The organism is Brevibacillus jepli (assembly GCF_047229145.1).
Lineage (GTDB): Bacteria > Bacillota > Bacilli > Brevibacillales > Brevibacillaceae > Brevibacillus.
Genome location: NZ_JBFEFW010000025.1, coordinates 1 through 14,731 on the forward strand (window position 1 = coordinate 1; position 14,731 = coordinate 14,731).

Here is a 14,731-nt window from a genome sequence, read left to right on the forward strand (position 1 = left end):
TGAACCGCCGTATACCGAACGGTACGTACGGTGGTGTGAGAGGACGGGGGTTAGTCACCCCCTCCTACTCGATTACTAATAAAGAAGAAGGATTCTGTGATGGAGAAGGAGAATCGTATAAGAATAAAATGAATGAGCATTCACTCGTTAGGGGGCAATTAACGTGGAACTTTCGAAAGTATGGGAGCCGATTCAAATCGGTTCGATGATGTTGCCAAATCGGATCATGATGGGGTCGATGCACGTCGGATTTGAAAAACTTCAGGACGGTGTAGCTCGGCTGGCCACCTTTTACGCAGAACGTGCCAGCGGAGAGGCAGGCTTGATCGTGACAGGTGGAGCAGCCGTACATCCAGTGGGTGGAATGGGCGACGTGTATTGCAATGTATATCAAGACACGGATATCGAGAAATTGCGCCAAATCACGCAAGAGGTTCATCAGGCAAAAGGAAAAATTGCGTTGCAGCTGTTCCATGCTGGACGTTATGCGTACAAGGAAGCCACAGGGTTAGACCCGGTAGCACCGTCACCATTGCAGGCGCCGATTAACCGCTGGAAGCCGCGTGAGCTAAGTGCAGAGGAGATCGAGGTAACGGTCCAATGCTTTGCGGATGGTGCCGTCCGCGCACAAAAAGCCGGCTTTGATGCTGTAGAAGTTATGGGTTCGGAAGGATACTTGATCAATCAGTTTTTGTCCCCAGTTACGAATAAGCGTGAAGATGAGTGGGGTGGTGACTTTTTACGAAGAGCTCGATTTGGTGTAGAGGTGGCTAAGCGCGTCCGTCAAGCAGTAGGACCTGATTATCCAATCATCTATCGTATGTCAGGATTAGACTTGATGCCAGATAGTACGACGATGGACGAGACACTGCAATTTGCCAGACTGCTTGAGGAGGCAGGAGTTGATGCCCTCAATATCGGGATCGGCTGGCATGAGTCACAAGTACCGACCATTGGTATGATGGTTCCGCGTGGCGCGTATGTATGGGTGGCTCAGCAAATCAAGCAAGTGGTCAGCATCCCGGTTATTGCCAGCAATCGAATCAACGATATGCGCCAGGCAGAAAAGATTTTGTACGAGGATTGCTGTGATATGGTTTCGATGGCGCGCCCATTTTTGGCAGACCCGCATATCGTTCTGAAAAGCAAGGAGGGACGCTTTGATCAAGTAAACACATGTATTGCTTGCAATCAGGCTTGTCTCGACCATATCTTTGATGGTAAGGTAGCATCCTGTCTGGTTAATCCACTCGTGGGCAGAGAAGCGGAGTGGCAGCTGGTACCGACGGAAAACAGTAAGAAGGTAGCAGTAATCGGGGCTGGGCCTGCCGGCTTGGAGGCTGCTCGTGTGCTAGCAGAACGAGGGCATCAGGTGGTCATCATGGAGGCCAAAAATCAGATCGGCGGCCAATTGAACTACGCAAGACAGGTGCCAGGCAAGGAGGAATTCAATGAAACGCTGCGCTACTACCGCACTGAACTAGCCCGTCTTGGTGTCGAAATCCGGCTGGGCACATTGGCAGAGGCGGATGCATTGATCGGAGAAGGGTTTGCAGAAGTTGTGGTGGCTACTGGGGTCATTCCACGACGTCCTGAGATTCCAGGTGTGGAGCTCACACATGTGGCGGGATATGATGCGGTATTTGAGAAGCGCGCTAAGGTAGGAAGACAAGTCGTGATCGTCGGTGCGGGTGGTATCGCTTGTGATTTGTCCCACTTGCTGATGCACGACGAGACGATTTCACCAAAGGCAGCGGAGTACTTGCAGGAATATCGTATTCTGGATGGGCGAGCTGTACAGAAATTACAGCAGAGCAAACGGAAAATCAGTATGCTGAGGAGAGGCAAGCATGTCGGGGCGGGCTTAGGTAAAACGACTCGCTGGGCAGTTCTCGCCAACCTGAAGCGCCGTGGCGTAGAGATGCTGACACAGATTGAGTACAGCCGGATTGCGCAGGAAGGGGTGTATTTCATTCAGGATGGGGAGGAACGCATGATTCCAGCAGATACAGTCATTGTAGCGGCTGGAGCGACCCCTAATGATTCGTTATACCACGCTTTGCACAATCGATTGCCTGTGCATCTGATCGGCGGTGCCAAAGAAGCAGGAGAGCTCGATGCCAAGCGGGCTATTTTGGAGGGCGCGACGGTAGGAAGAGCAATCTAATGGGCTGAAAAGATTTTCTATTTCGATAATAATTCTTGTAGTATAGTAGTAAGAAAAGTATGTCGTCTTATTAGAAGTTTTGTCGAATGGCTTTTCAACCTTCGTTAATTCTTGCAAAATGAAGTTATATGTTCAAATTCATTTGATTGGGGGCTCTCGCCTTGATGAACCATAATGGCATTCTTTTAGGCAAACGTTACTTCCTTTACTCGTTAGCACCACTAGTTGAGGTGGAGGGATGGACGTTTACGATAGCCCCGGGGTTTAAGATGATTGCAGGCGGGAGTGCCAATCCATTGCAGACATTAATCAGCGTGTACCGAGAGAATGAAAAGGTAGCGCAGCTCGTGCTTCATCATAGACGTAGCGATTCAGATGTAACTGTGCAGGCAGTATCGAGTGATCTCCTGCTAGAAATCGCCCCGGCGACTAGAACGGTAAGTGTAGCAGAAAAGCTGTAAGGCACCCTGAACGGGGTGCTTTTCACTTTCGATCTTAGGTAAGGAATCCGAGCAAGCGAGGAGGCGGCATGATCATGGTAGGGAACGAATGGCAGGTTGGTCAGCTTCAATTTACTTGGCTGAGAGGTGGACTCACGAAGCTGGATGGGGGAGCAATGTTTGGAGTAGTACCCAAGCCGTTATGGAGCAAAAGATACCCACCCAATGAGCAAAATCAAATTCCTTTGCGTGCTGACCCGATCCTGGTCCAAGCTTATGGCAAGCGTATTTTGATTGAATCTGGCATGGGAAATGATCGGCTGACGGAAAAGCAGAAGCGCAATTTTGGACTGGAGGAAGAGTCTCAGATTGTTGAATCTCTTGCTGCAAAAGGGTTGACTCCAGCCGATATTGATATCGTCATCATGACACATATGCACTACGATCATGCGAACGGTCTTGTCTCTATTCGTGATGGACAACTTGTCTCCACGTTTCCACAGGCCGTGATCTACGTGCAGGAGCAGGAATGGGCGGAGATGAGAGAGCCGAACATTCGCTCGAAAAATACATATTGGGAAGACAACTGGCGCCCGATCGAAAATCAGGTGACGACATATGGTGCTTCGCTCGAAGTAGTGCCAGGAATCACATTGCATCATACTGGCGGTCACAGCCAGGGACATGCTATCGTGCGGATGGAGAGTGAGGGTCACCTGCTATTGCACTTGGCTGACATTATGCCTACACATGCCCATCAAAATCCATTGTGGGTAATGGCCTACGATGATTACCCGATGACGTCTATCTTTGCAAAAGAAGAATGGATCAACAATGGGATCAAACAAGGAGCTTGGTTCACGTTCTACCACGATTCTGTTTATCGTGCGGTGAAATGGAACGAGCAGGGAGAAATGATTGATCGTATTGAAGTTGTTTTGTAAAAAGGATGTGTCCAGACCGCCAGAGCTTATTTGGCGGTCTTTTGCATTGTTTATGGGATCAGCCCTATCGAAATTTTGATAACTCTCATAGAAATGTTTCATAATCAAAAAAATTTGAATGTTCATTGACGAACGACAATTGCCTCTCTACAATGGGAACAGCACAGATCATCTGTTCTGGCAGAGATAGAAGAGCATAACAGTGGTGAGGAGAGAGACAATGAGCTGGATGAAGATGCGTTTACAGGAGTTTCACCCGATCGTCTGGTCATTAGTCGTTGGGACCGTGTTCGTCCGGGCTGCCAGCTCGATGAGCATGCCGTTTTTGTTTTTATACTTGTCCAATCATACAGATATGAGCCTGGCAATGATCGGGTTGACTATTGGAGTGGGACCGCTCGCGGGTACAATCGGAGGCTTTGTTGCGGGCGCATGGTCGGACAGGATTGGGCGCAGGCGAGTCATGCTAGGGGCGTTGTACGTGTGGACGTTCGTGTTCGTCGGGTTTGCGCTTAGTAAAGATCCGTGGATTCTGCTTTTGCTCAATATAGCAGGGGGACTCTGTCGATCTTTCTACGAACCGGTTTCACAGGCTCTGATGGCAGATGTAACGCCACAAGAGAAGCGGCTTCGCGTGTTCGGTATTCGCTACATGGCGATTAACGTGGGGGTAGCTGTAGGGCCTATTGCAGGGGTAGTTCTCGCGAAAAGCTCTGTAGCTCTACCTTTCCTGATGACTGCGCTGATTTATTTTATCTATGTGATTAGCTTGCAAGGATTATTGAACAAGTTCGGCATTAAGCAAATTGAAGGTCAAAAGAAAGAAGTCGTTACATTCGGCCGTGCATTCAGTGTTGTGGTGCACGACAAAGCGTTTCGTTTGTACATGCTTGCCGGTGTTTTAGGAGCGATTGGCTACTCGCAGATGTCGTCTACGCTGGCAAAATTCGCAGAAATGACAGTTGTGAATGGAACAGAGCTGTTTGCCATCCTGATGACAGTCAATGCGATTGTCGTTATTGTGATGCAGCTTCCGTTGACGAACTGGGCAGAAAAAAAGACGCCTCTCACCGCGATTGTGGTGGGAAACGTCATGTATGCGGTTGGTGACGTGGGGTATGCATTTGCCAACTCATGGCTGATATTCATCGTGGCGATGGTATTTTTCACAATTGGTGAAATCCTTACGTTTACAGCTGGGGATGTCCTGATTGACCGAATGGCCCCAGAGAGTATGCGCGGCAGCTACTACGGTGCGAAAAGCTTCAGCAACCTTGGCCAGTTCATCGGTCCTTGGATGGGGGGATTGCTGTTGGCACACTACGGAGGTACGACTTTGTTCCTGGTTGTAGCAGCTACATCGTTGATGAGCAGTGCGTTCCAATGGGCGGGTGCACGTGCATTTGAGGCTACCCGCGGCAAGCCTTTGAATCAAGCGGGGTAGAATCACTCCAGCGCTTGCAAGATACGCTCCGCCATGCGCTTGTAGCCTTCAGCATTCGGATGGAAATGATCGGTATACAAATAGTTTTGTTCCTTTCGCAAGAACAAGTCGTAGGTCGGCACCACGAATACTTGCGGGTAGCGGGAAGCGATTTGGGACGCCTGATTATTCCAGTCGAGTACGGGTCCGATAGTGTCGACGGCAGCTTCCGTATTTCCAAACGGATTGTACAACGAAGTATATACGATGGTCGCCGTCTTGTTGACGCTACGAATCTGTTTGATAATCTCTTCATAGTTGGCCGAGAGCTTATTGATCGCTCCGGTCACTTTTTCTTTTTCGATGGTATACAGCCCGCCTGTCTGTCTGAACAAGTCGTTGCCGCCGATCGTAAACAGGATCAGATCAGCTTCAGCGAGTAGCTTCTTTACTTGTTCCTGAGACATTTGCTCCAAAAGTTCCGTCGATTCCTGGCCACTGATAGCTAGGTTCGTCAATGTTATGGTCTGGCCCGCTTTTTTTTCCAGTGCTTGGCGAACGAGTCCCACATAGCCTTGACCACTTGCGTCACCTGCGCCGCGCGTGAGTGAATCTCCCAGAGCGACTACTTTCTGAACGCCTTTTTCTGGCAAGGGAGCAGGAGGTTGTGCTTTTTCAACTGGAGGAGTCGCGGTAGATGGTGCCAACTGCTGCGGATTCATCGCAAGGACAAACCCTGTCGCAAACAATAGAAACGAAGCTAAAGACAAGAGACCTGCCGTGCGCCAAAGAAGTTGGCCGGATGTGCGCATCGGGTATCCTCCTATTCGTTATAGAGTGTATGGTCATGGTATAATGTGGATGGACATCTTATGTCAGTGTACCATAAAAGGAACGCCACCGTCAGTTGACGAGGCGAGACCAAGATAGGAGGGCGCACATTGGCCGAAACGGTCCTCTCAGTAAAAGGATTACGAAAAGCAATTGGCAAAAAGCCGATTATTCACGATATTACATTTGACGTGTTCGCAGGCGAGGTATTTGGTTTTCTCGGGCCAAATGGAGCAGGCAAAACGACAACCATTCGCATGCTCGTCGGTCTGGCTAAGGCGGATGGGGGAGATATTCGCATCGGTGGCATCTCCCTTCAGGAGCAGTTCCCGCAAGCAATTGCACAGGTTGGCTGCATCGTAGAAAATCCGGAGCTGTACAAGTTTTTGACAGGCAGAGAGAATCTGGAGCAGTTTGCCAGAATGAGTGGTGGCATTACACGGGAGCGTATCGAGGAAATTGTCCGCTTCGTAGATTTGGAGCGGGCGATTGACGATAAAGTCAAGACGTACTCGCTGGGGATGAGACAGCGTCTGGGGATCGCGCAAGCACTCTTGCACCGTCCGAAAATATTGATTCTGGATGAACCAACGAATGGTCTGGACCCGGCGGGAATCCGCGAGTTGCGCCAGTTTATTCGCAAGCTGGCTGAAGAAGAAGGGCTTGCTGTTTTCATATCGAGTCACCTTCTCAGTGAAATCGAGATGATGTGTGATCGGGTGGCGATTATCAGCCAAGGGAAGGTCATATCGGTTGGATTAGTCAAAGAGCTGATGGAGCAGTTTGCTGATCAAGTCGATTGGACAATCCCATCCTCTCACATACAAAAGGCAGAGGAAGTACTGCGCAATCTAAAATCAGTGACAGACGTGTGGATGGTCAGCGAGGAACGCTTGAAATCACGCATGGATGTGGACAAAGTGAGCGAGGCTAACCAAGCGTTGGTGAATGCCGGTATTCCTGTGATGGGGATTGCAACGAAGACCGTTACACTGGAGGACCTGTTCCTCACATTGACGGGAGGAGGAGGAAGTCATGGAGCAGAGCATGGTGGGGCTCGTACAGAATGAAACGATCAAATTGCTGCGGCGGCGCCGTTTTCTCGTCGTCGTGCTGATCTTGGCGATTCTCATCCCGATTTTTACATACGCGCAGTACCGATCCGTCGTAACTGCGCAGGAACGAATGGGCACAACCGACTGGCGACCGTTGTTAACTCAACAAATTGTCGATATGCAAAACCGACTGGCCTCAAGCCGTCTTCCCGAAGAATGGCGGGACTTTATCAAGGTCAGAATCGCACAGCAGCAATATTATTTGGATCATGACATCAATCCAATGGCGCCGGGTGGACCAACATTCGCCCGTGGTTTCATGGATCAGGCTATCTCCATGTTTTTGCCAATGATTATCGTCGTACTAGCAGTTGACCTCGTATCTTCAGAGTTTAGTGAGGGAACGGTTAAGCTGCTGCTAACTCGACCCGTAAGGCGGTGGAAGGTCTTAACCAGCAAATACATCACGCTGCTGCTGTTTACTTCTCTCACCGTTCTCACGACACTCATTTTAGCCTATTTGCTCTCTGGAGTCGTGTTTGGCTATTCGGGATGGGACCTGCCTATTTTGACGGGTTTTCAAGTATCGGGTGGAGAGCTGGAGACTTCTGGTGCATTCATGTTGCCGCAATGGCAATTTCTGTTGATGCAGTACGGACTAGGGTGGTTTGTCTGCGTCGTAGTTGCTACTGTCACGCTTATGGTGTCTGTATTGGTTCGGAGTGCGGCTGCAGGGATGGGGATCATGATGGCTGCGTTGATTAGCGGAACGATCCTGACGCAGATGGCATCCTCCTGGGAATCGTCCAAATACTTGTTCGTAGTGAATTTGCAGCTAACCGATTATCTCAATGGAACGCTGCCTCCGATCAAGGGAATGACCTTGCCTTTCTCGCTGACCGTGTTAAGTGTATGGGCGATCGCAGCGCTGATTGTTGCTTATACGGCATTTATCCGTAGGGATGTAACTTCATAATTTGGCAATTTCCGTTACTTTATGAGGTAGTTGCTCGTCTTTTACAATGACGAATAAAGAAGACATCGAGAGGAGAAAGACGATAACAGAATGGAAACGTTATGGAAAGCAGGTTCAGTGACGATATCAGGCATGCTTGAGCTATGGGCAGCAATTCCTGTAGGCTTTATGTTGAAATTACCACCAGTCCTGATCGGGATTTTCAGTGCGGTGGGAGCGATTATTAGCGCAGGAGTTATTATTTTTGTTGGAGGCTCTTTGCGTAACTGGCTATTGAAGCGGGTGGAGAAACGAAGCAAACGCCAAGGACGCATGTGGCAGATTTGGGACAAGTACGGGGTAATCGGGCTTGGTCTCGCTTCACCGCTTTTGACCGGAGCGCCCTTGGGAGCCGCTATCGGTATCTCCTTGGGAGCACCAACGAAAAAGCTCATGTTTTGGATGACAGTGGGCATTATTATCTGGAGTGCGATTCTGACTGCAGGCGTTGCTTTTGGTCTCTTGCAATTCATGGTACCAGAAGCAAAGTAAAAATCTTCCTTTTCCGCGGGAGTGTTTTTTCGTAAAATAAACGAAGGATAGCAATAGATTTTTTTCCCGAAAGTGAGGTAACTGACATGGAAGAGAAAAAAGAAGCGTTGGTCCCTGAGCTGGAGGATCTCGTTCATAAATTTACAGAGCTGTTGACGGGAGAAGCGACTCCTGAGCGTGTGGAAATGGTAAAAATATGGTGCCTGTATACAACCATGGCAAAAGCGATGCCGCCACTGATTCAGCATTGGGGAAGCGAGCCTGAGCATATGGAAGCCCGAAATCAAATTCGGGAAATTATTGAGCAAATCAAGCTGTGGAATCAAGAGAAAAATCAAAAGCATTAAAGGTGGTGAAAAAAACGCTGTCTCTTTGTGAAAGAGGACAGCGTTTTTTTTTTACGTCAAACGAATATCTAACCGACGAAGAGGCATTAACTCTCCTTGGTACTGTAGCAAGTCTTGCTTGATCAGCTCGTGTACTCGGTATATTAAATACGTGTCCCCAATACACTGATCGCTTTCCCCCATGACGGTGCCGATGACACGGGCTGCCTTTTGGAATTTTTTCGATGTATGTTCCAAGAGCGCGGCATCGTAATAATCCTCGGATACCGCTATCACCTCACCATTTTTGTAAACACGCAGCGAGCTTTCAGATTGCGACCATTTTTCCCATTCGAGGATCATGCTTTGCACGAGAGGAGCAGGCATAGCCTTTTTCACCTGATAGGCGTCCATCACCAATTCAGGAGGGAGGGCACCAGCGCTTTTCAGTGCATACACTACCTCATTGTTCCCGGTGTCTTTTACTTTGTAATGGATATCCACACTAAATGCGGTGACATCAATTGTTTCAAACGAGAGGCTTTTTCCTTGCAGCATCGATGCTACGAAGCCCAGGCCGATGATGTCAGATGCGTTTTGCCCATACCACAGCACTACTGTACTACCGTCTGGAATCTGGGAAGGGAAGCTTAGATTGCGTAGCAGATAAGCTTTTTCAGTGATGAGATCATCTACAGAGATCTGTTCCGTTTTCATCAAGAACGATTGAATCCATTCGATCCTGTCATTCATCCCGGAAGAAGAGGACAGCTGGTTCAGCGGTCCAACAGAGAAATCATCCTGAATGCAGATGACCGTATCTGTCTGCAAAAGATTCTGCTTGCGGAAGACCGCCCGGAGAGTTCCGTAGGTTGATAGACCGAAGCAGATGTGAAATTTGTTCATAAGTTTAGCTCCTCTTAATTATCCTCTCATGATTATAGCGTAATTTGAATCAGATCACGATGAAGCTTTCGCGACAGCTGCCTTTTGCTTGAAGATCGGCAGGAGGAACAGGGAGCTGATCGCAAAAAGCAGTCCAGCTGAACCGAAGAGGATGGGCAAGGAAAAGAGTGTTTTGAGCCAGCCAGCCATACTCATGGCGATTACCATCATTCCCATAAATAGTGGCGTAAGAAAGCCGTTGACCCGACCGACGAAACTCGCCTCGCTCGTTTTTAGAAGCAGCGTATTGATACCAATGTGCATGCTCGGAAAGACCAATCCATTGATCAATTGAATGATCATGACAGCCCACATGGAAGTTGACAAGCTATTTCCAAAAGTCCCGATAGCACTCACGAGCAGCCCTGTTGCAATCAGATGATGCGGAGCCAAGCGTTTCGCGAGCTTCATGATCATCACTCCGCCAATCAGCATGCCCGCCCCGTTAATCATCATGAGCCATTGCATGGACTCCTTCGGTAGCTGAAGCCTTTCGACAACAAGAAAAATGAAAAGCGGTTGGATTAATCCAGAAGCAAGCCCGATACATCCGAATACGGCACCCAACGAACGCAAAGTCAAGTTGGACCACACATACCGGAATCCGGCAGCGAACTCCGTCCAAAAGTTCGTCGTGACAGCCTCTTTCTTCTCCATCTGATCGGGTGGGAGTCGGAACAGGACAAACGCCGATAGAAGAAAAGCAGCACCCATAACGGCAATTGCGACCTGAATGCCAAACGACTGGTAAATGAGTGTCCCAATCGCAGGACCGATCGTCATGAAGACAGCCATCAAGGTCTGGAAAATGGCCATCCCTGACTGCAGCTGTGCCTCTGGTACATGCAGCTTCAACAGTTTCATGGACGATGGCTGAGAAAATTGGGAGAGCGTCGCTGAACATAACGTCGCGAAGAAGATCGCTTTCCAAGACCCGAAGGTGAGGGCGAGCAGAACGAGAAAAATGGACAAGGCAGAGAGCAAGTCGCTTGCCACCATCGTCCTTTTCGGCCGCCAACGGTCAGCGAAGGTCCCGCCAATAAACGAGAATAGAAAAATAGGAGCAAATTGGGCAACCGATATGAGTGAAACGGCATAAGGATTGTTGTTTGTCTGATCCATGACAAACAGAAGAACAGCAAAGTTACGTACCCAGATTCCGAATTGCAGGAAGGCACCCGATAGCAAAATCGACCGGAAATACGGATTTTGAAAAATTGTCGGTGCTTGTGTCGGTGATGAATGAGACATGAAGGTCACTCCTTTAATAAACAAAATTAAATTTTGTTTGCTTTATAACAAACATTTTAATTAAGCGTTTTAATAAGTCAACAAAAAAAGACACGATCCTGAAAAACAGGTCGTGTCTTTTGCGTTCCGATAAGCCTTTTACGGATTCCACGTGATTTGCTTGGTAGCATCCATTAATTCATTCAACGTCACACCATGCGCGGTGACTACCACATACAACGATTGGTTGTCAGATTGGGCATTAAAATGAACAGAATGCTGGGCTGCTGAGCCTTTTGCATTTGTTTGATCGAAAGAAACGGCGATAGCTTGCTCTCCGTTGACAGCGAACAACTGTGTAGCGGAGAAAGTCCCTGGGATAGAGAGACTGCGCTTGCCTTCCGTATTACGCACAACGTCTATGCGAATCCAGTCGTTGTTCCGCTTGTAATCTGCTGTCAAACGGTTCACTTTCTGGCTGGTTTCGGATTCGTATTGGACCGATACCGTACTCATCGAGAAGCCATCAGGTGCTTGAGTAAGAGCAGGCACAGGCATATCTGATGCTTGTACAGCCGTGTTCAGGTCCGAAAAGGAAGAGAGCGTAATGGGCTGCTTCGTTGAGGAAGGCAGCGTTGGACCCACTAATGAGTTCTCAGTCGTATCGCCATCAGCGTTTTCCGGCTCAACCTGGGAGGCGATCCCAAAAGTCGTGGGATTCTCAGCAGCAGAGCCATTGGCGTCTTTGGCTGCTACATGCTTTTCAGCTTGCGGTGATTCTCCCGGGAGTGCTGACTTCGATTTAGCAGCTTGATCACCAGCGTTTTCCTGTGATCCACGAGATGTCACGATGTTTTGCTCGTCTTTATTTACTGTACGCGGCTCTGGTGTTGCTACTTTTGCCTCAGGTTTAACCATAGCAATCTCGCCGCCACCCGCTTGCGATTTGTTCGATTGAATTGGCGGAGCAGGAGGTGTAACTGCTGCTGGTGCAGTCGGAGTAACCTGCGATTGCTTTGGCGTAGCCTCTGGGCTCTTTCCTGCTTTTGTCATCGCCTGACTATCGGCAGCTGATGGTGTTGAAGCTATTGCAGGTGCAGGCGTAGATGGTGCCGATTCATTGAATGCATAGGTGTTTTGGTTGTCTTGCTGACCACTTTCTTGTATGGAAGCCATTTGCATTTCACCTGGTGCCAACTGTTGATAGCCTACAAAACCAACTGCCAGTAAGACCGCAGCTGCGCTGACCCAGGCGTATGAAGGGAAGCCTTTGGTCCAACGCTTGTTCGGCATGGTAATTACTGTGCTAGCTTGTTGCTCTGAGGATGCAGTAGCGGCCTGAGGGGGCACACCTTGTCCGGCGGTCTGGTAGATCGCTTGCATGATTCTCTCTTCCAGGTTCGCTTGAGGTAGTGGAACCTCCTTCAAGAACTGCACCTCCTCTTCTGTTGTCATTTGCGTTTCTATCCAAGCGATGCATTCGTCACAGGTTTCAATATGTGCGTGCGAGTCGCTATCTGTGTCATCTAGCCATGCTTTTCTAAATGCCTGGCAGTTCATGTACGAGCCCCCCTTCCTTGCGGGATAACAATTTTGCGAGTTCCTGACGAGCACGCAAGTAACGGACGCGAGCAGTAGATTCGGCGATGCCGAGTAGTGTAGCTATTTTTTCAAACGGATATTCGTGCGTACAGCGAAGGACGATCACTTCTCGATAAGAATCCGACAACAAGGCAAAAGCCTCCTGGATTTCTCGGCGTTGCTCTTTTGTCATGAGCGATTCCTGAGGGGATTCGTCACGTGTATTGGATGGCACATAGGCCAATTGTTCATCCGAGTCGTGGAACTTCCGGCGACGTAAGAAGTCGATGCTCTTGTTTCGGGCAAGCGTATGTAACCAGGAGGAAAACTGGCTGTCCCCGCGAAATGTGGACAATTTTTCATACGCTTTAACAAATACCTCCTGAGTTAGATCCTCTGCATCAGAGCGATTGTTTACCATCTTGTAAATGAAAACGTAGATCATATGCTGATATCGCTGGATGAGGTCGCGATACGCTTCGATGTCGCCTTGAAGAATCCGCTGAATGATTTCGGCGTCGGATTGCATTGAATCTTTGGCCTCCCTTCCCTTATGAGACGCTGGTCATTCGTAAACGTTTCAGACCAGCGTTTCCATTTCTATAATGTCGTATGGATAGCCTTGCTCCACGAGAAAAAGCTGACGATGTAGAGAAAACTCCTGCTCTCTCGTGCCCCGTGTTACCAATGTATAAAAATGGGCGGTGTTGTCATTTGTTTTGGGCCTTAAGATTCGTCCCAAGCGCTGCGCTTCTTCTTGACGGGAACCATACGTCCCAGAAATTTGGATAGCGACGTTGGCATCCGGCAAATCCACTGCGAAGTTGGCTACCTTGGAAACGATCAGGCGTGTAATTTCCCCTTTTTTAAACTGAGTGTACAAAAGCTCTCGTTCTTTGTCTGGCACTTTTCCTGTGATGAGTGGCAGCTGAAGGGCGGTTGCCATCTGATCAAGCTGATCGATGTATTGCCCGATGATCAAGACGCGATCGTGGGCGTGCCTCTCCAATAGCTGGCGGACAACCTCCAGTTTTTTTGGATTTTCTGCCGCAATGCGAAACTTTTGACGAGCGCTGGCATGCGCATAAGCTTCACGCCACTTCGGCTCAAAGGGGAGTCGAATTTCTCGGCAGTGCGCCTCAGCGATCCAGCCTTGTTCTTCCATGACTTTCCACGGAACCTCGTACTTTTTTGGACCAATCAGCGTAAAAACATCTTCCTCCCGCCCGTCTTCCCGGACGAGAGTAGCAGTCAGTCCAAGTCTGCGAGTGGCCTGAATCCCAGAGGTAACACGGAAGATGGGTGCAGGCAATAAATGCACCTCATCGTAAATAATAAGCCCCCAGTCGCGCTCTGAAAAGAGTTTAAGATGAGGAAATTCATCTTCAGCGGTGGGGCGGTATGTAAGAATTTGATAAGTTGCCACGGTTATTGGCTTAACTTCTTTGTTGTCACCAGTGTATTCGCCGACCATATTTGCATCAAGTCCTGTTTTGTCCAAGAGCTCTGCGATCCATTGGCGAACCGAGGTAGTATTTGTAGTCAAAATGAGTGTGGCTGTCTGTAATTGGCAAATAGCACCCAGTCCAATGACTGTTTTTCCAGCGCCGCAGGGCAGAACGAGCACGCCGCTTCCACCTGTTACGGCTCCACGAGAATAGAAGGCATCGACAGCTTCTTTTTGATAAGAGCGCAAGGAGAATGCTCTGCCTTGGGATGTCGTTTCCCGCAAGCTGACTGCACAGGATTCGCCTTCTGTATAACCCGCTAAATCTTGGACAGGAAACCCGAGCTTGATCAGTTCTTGCTTGATCAATCCGCGCGCATAGCTTTTGATGACAAAGTCGCTTTCAAATAGAGCCGCAATCGATTTATAGCTGGTGACCTCCGCTAATAAAAGTGGGTCATCACTCATTAATACGAGTTGATCGCCAATGCGTTCCAAACGAAACAAGCCGTATTTTCGCATCGTTTCTTCAATCTCTTTGATGATGGTTGGAGGAACTCCGTACTTGCTGTAGCTGCCAAGCACGTCCGTTACCTCCTGTGATGTCAAACCAGATGCTGCCGCATTCCAAAGCGATAAGGGGGTAATCCGATAGGTATGGATATATTCTGGGTTCTTGATTAGCTCGGTAAAACCACTGATAGCTTGTCTGGCCTCTGAAAATAAAGGATGCTGTGTTTCCAACAATATCGTCCGATCACTTTGAACGATCAGGGGCAGGTCTGGACGGTACGACAATAGACTCACCTCGTTACAAAAGGCATATGAATCAGCA

The 14,731-nt window shown here is 48.9% G+C and carries 14 protein-coding genes; 8 read left to right on the forward strand and 6 right to left on the reverse strand.

The window, feature by feature from the left end; all coding sequences use genetic code 11:
• Nucleotides 1-163 precede the first annotated feature (163 nt).
• The 4 genes from AB1L17_RS23030 to AB1L17_RS23045 all read left to right on the forward strand — a co-directional run bounded on the left by AB1L17_RS23030 (nt 164) and on the right by AB1L17_RS23045 (nt 4,995).
• Nucleotides 164-2,167 carry an oxidoreductase gene (locus AB1L17_RS23030; RefSeq protein WP_412847372.1) on the forward strand — a complete coding sequence of 668 codons (2,004 nt, stop codon included), beginning with the start codon at nt 164-166 and terminating at the stop codon, nt 2,165-2,167.
• A gap of 164 nt (nt 2,168-2,331) precedes the next feature.
• A complete protein-coding gene (locus AB1L17_RS23035; protein WP_106782606.1) occupies nt 2,332-2,628 on the forward strand; it encodes a hypothetical protein in 297 nt (98 codons plus the stop codon).
• A gap of 74 nt (nt 2,629-2,702) precedes the next feature.
• Nucleotides 2,703-3,551 carry a YtnP family quorum-quenching lactonase gene (locus AB1L17_RS23040; protein ID WP_412847371.1) on the forward strand — a complete coding sequence of 283 codons (849 nt, stop codon included), beginning with the start codon at nt 2,703-2,705 and terminating at the stop codon, nt 3,549-3,551.
• 220 nt (nt 3,552-3,771) lie between these two features.
• Nucleotides 3,772-4,995 carry an MDR family MFS transporter gene (locus tag AB1L17_RS23045; RefSeq protein ID WP_412847370.1) on the forward strand — a complete coding sequence of 408 codons (1,224 nt, stop codon included), beginning with the start codon at nt 3,772-3,774 and terminating at the stop codon, nt 4,993-4,995.
• 2 nt (nt 4,996-4,997) lie between these two features.
• Here the strand turns inward: AB1L17_RS23045 and AB1L17_RS23050 are convergent, their stop codons facing one another.
• Nucleotides 4,998-5,786 (reverse strand): GDSL-type esterase/lipase family protein, encoded by a 789-nt coding sequence (locus AB1L17_RS23050; RefSeq protein WP_412847369.1) that lies wholly within the window; start codon nt 5,784-5,786, stop codon nt 4,998-5,000.
• Between the two features lie 129 nt (nt 5,787-5,915).
• Between AB1L17_RS23050 and AB1L17_RS23055 the strand changes: the two genes are divergently transcribed.
• The 4 genes from AB1L17_RS23055 (at nt 5,916) to AB1L17_RS23070 (ending at nt 8,714) form a co-directional block, all read left to right on the forward strand.
• Entirely contained in the window at nt 5,916-6,875 is a 960-nt protein-coding gene (locus AB1L17_RS23055; protein ID WP_412847368.1) for an ABC transporter ATP-binding protein, read from the forward strand.
• Nucleotides 6,841-7,836 carry an ABC transporter permease gene (locus tag AB1L17_RS23060; RefSeq protein ID WP_412847367.1) on the forward strand — a complete coding sequence of 332 codons (996 nt, stop codon included), beginning with the start codon at nt 6,841-6,843 and terminating at the stop codon, nt 7,834-7,836. The genes AB1L17_RS23055 and AB1L17_RS23060 overlap by 35 nt, the downstream gene beginning before the upstream one ends.
• Nucleotides 7,837-7,926: 90 nt before the next feature.
• Nucleotides 7,927-8,367 (forward strand): small multi-drug export protein, encoded by a 441-nt coding sequence (locus AB1L17_RS23065; protein WP_412847366.1) that lies wholly within the window; start codon nt 7,927-7,929, stop codon nt 8,365-8,367.
• 86 nt (nt 8,368-8,453) lie between these two features.
• Nucleotides 8,454-8,714 (forward strand): DUF2573 family protein, encoded by a 261-nt coding sequence (locus AB1L17_RS23070; RefSeq protein ID WP_412847365.1) that lies wholly within the window; start codon nt 8,454-8,456, stop codon nt 8,712-8,714.
• A 51-nt stretch (nt 8,715-8,765) separates the two neighbouring features.
• Here the strand turns inward: AB1L17_RS23070 and AB1L17_RS23075 are convergent, their stop codons facing one another.
• The 5 genes from AB1L17_RS23075 to AB1L17_RS23095 form a co-directional block, all read right to left on the reverse strand.
• The gene (locus AB1L17_RS23075; protein ID WP_412847364.1) at nt 8,766-9,599 is read right to left on the reverse strand and encodes a DUF1835 domain-containing protein; all 834 of its coding nucleotides are present in this window, start codon (nt 9,597-9,599) and stop codon (nt 8,766-8,768) included.
• 54 nt (nt 9,600-9,653) lie between these two features.
• Nucleotides 9,654-10,889, reverse strand: coding sequence for an MFS transporter (locus AB1L17_RS23080; RefSeq protein WP_412847363.1), 1,236 nt, complete (start codon nt 10,887-10,889; stop codon nt 9,654-9,656).
• A gap of 138 nt (nt 10,890-11,027) precedes the next feature.
• Nucleotides 11,028-12,428, reverse strand: coding sequence for a hypothetical protein (locus AB1L17_RS23085; RefSeq protein ID WP_412847362.1), 1,401 nt, complete (start codon nt 12,426-12,428; stop codon nt 11,028-11,030).
• Complete coding sequence (locus AB1L17_RS23090; protein WP_412847361.1) at nt 12,409-12,978, reverse strand: RNA polymerase sigma factor; 570 nt, start codon at nt 12,976-12,978, stop codon at nt 12,409-12,411. The genes AB1L17_RS23085 and AB1L17_RS23090 overlap by 20 nt, the downstream gene beginning before the upstream one ends.
• 51 nt (nt 12,979-13,029) lie before the next feature.
• Nucleotides 13,030-14,694, reverse strand: coding sequence for a DNA repair helicase XPB (locus tag AB1L17_RS23095; protein ID WP_412847360.1), 1,665 nt, complete (start codon nt 14,692-14,694; stop codon nt 13,030-13,032).
• Nucleotides 14,695-14,731: the final 37 nt, after the last annotated feature.

Coding starts and splice junctions, on each gene's coding strand:
- AB1L17_RS23035 (WP_106782606.1), top strand. CDS start 2,332: ATGAACCATAATGGCATTCTTTTAGGCAAACGTTACTTCCTTTACTCG.
- AB1L17_RS23040 (WP_412847371.1), top strand. CDS start 2,703: ATGGTAGGGAACGAATGGCAGGTTGGTCAGCTTCAATTTACTTGGCTG.
- AB1L17_RS23045 (WP_412847370.1), top strand. CDS start 3,772: ATGAGCTGGATGAAGATGCGTTTACAGGAGTTTCACCCGATCGTCTGG.
- AB1L17_RS23050 (WP_412847369.1), bottom strand. CDS start 5,786: ATGCGCACATCCGGCCAACTTCTTTGGCGCACGGCAGGTCTCTTGTCT.
- AB1L17_RS23060 (WP_412847367.1), top strand. CDS start 6,841: ATGGAGCAGAGCATGGTGGGGCTCGTACAGAATGAAACGATCAAATTG.
- AB1L17_RS23065 (WP_412847366.1), top strand. CDS start 7,927: ATGGAAACGTTATGGAAAGCAGGTTCAGTGACGATATCAGGCATGCTT.
- AB1L17_RS23070 (WP_412847365.1), top strand. CDS start 8,454: ATGGAAGAGAAAAAAGAAGCGTTGGTCCCTGAGCTGGAGGATCTCGTT.
- AB1L17_RS23075 (WP_412847364.1), bottom strand. CDS start 9,599: ATGAACAAATTTCACATCTGCTTCGGTCTATCAACCTACGGAACTCTC.
- AB1L17_RS23080 (WP_412847363.1), bottom strand. CDS start 10,889: ATGTCTCATTCATCACCGACACAAGCACCGACAATTTTTCAAAATCCG.
- AB1L17_RS23085 (WP_412847362.1), bottom strand. CDS start 12,428: ATGAACTGCCAGGCATTTAGAAAAGCATGGCTAGATGACACAGATAGC.
- AB1L17_RS23090 (WP_412847361.1), bottom strand. CDS start 12,978: ATGCAATCCGACGCCGAAATCATTCAGCGGATTCTTCAAGGCGACATC.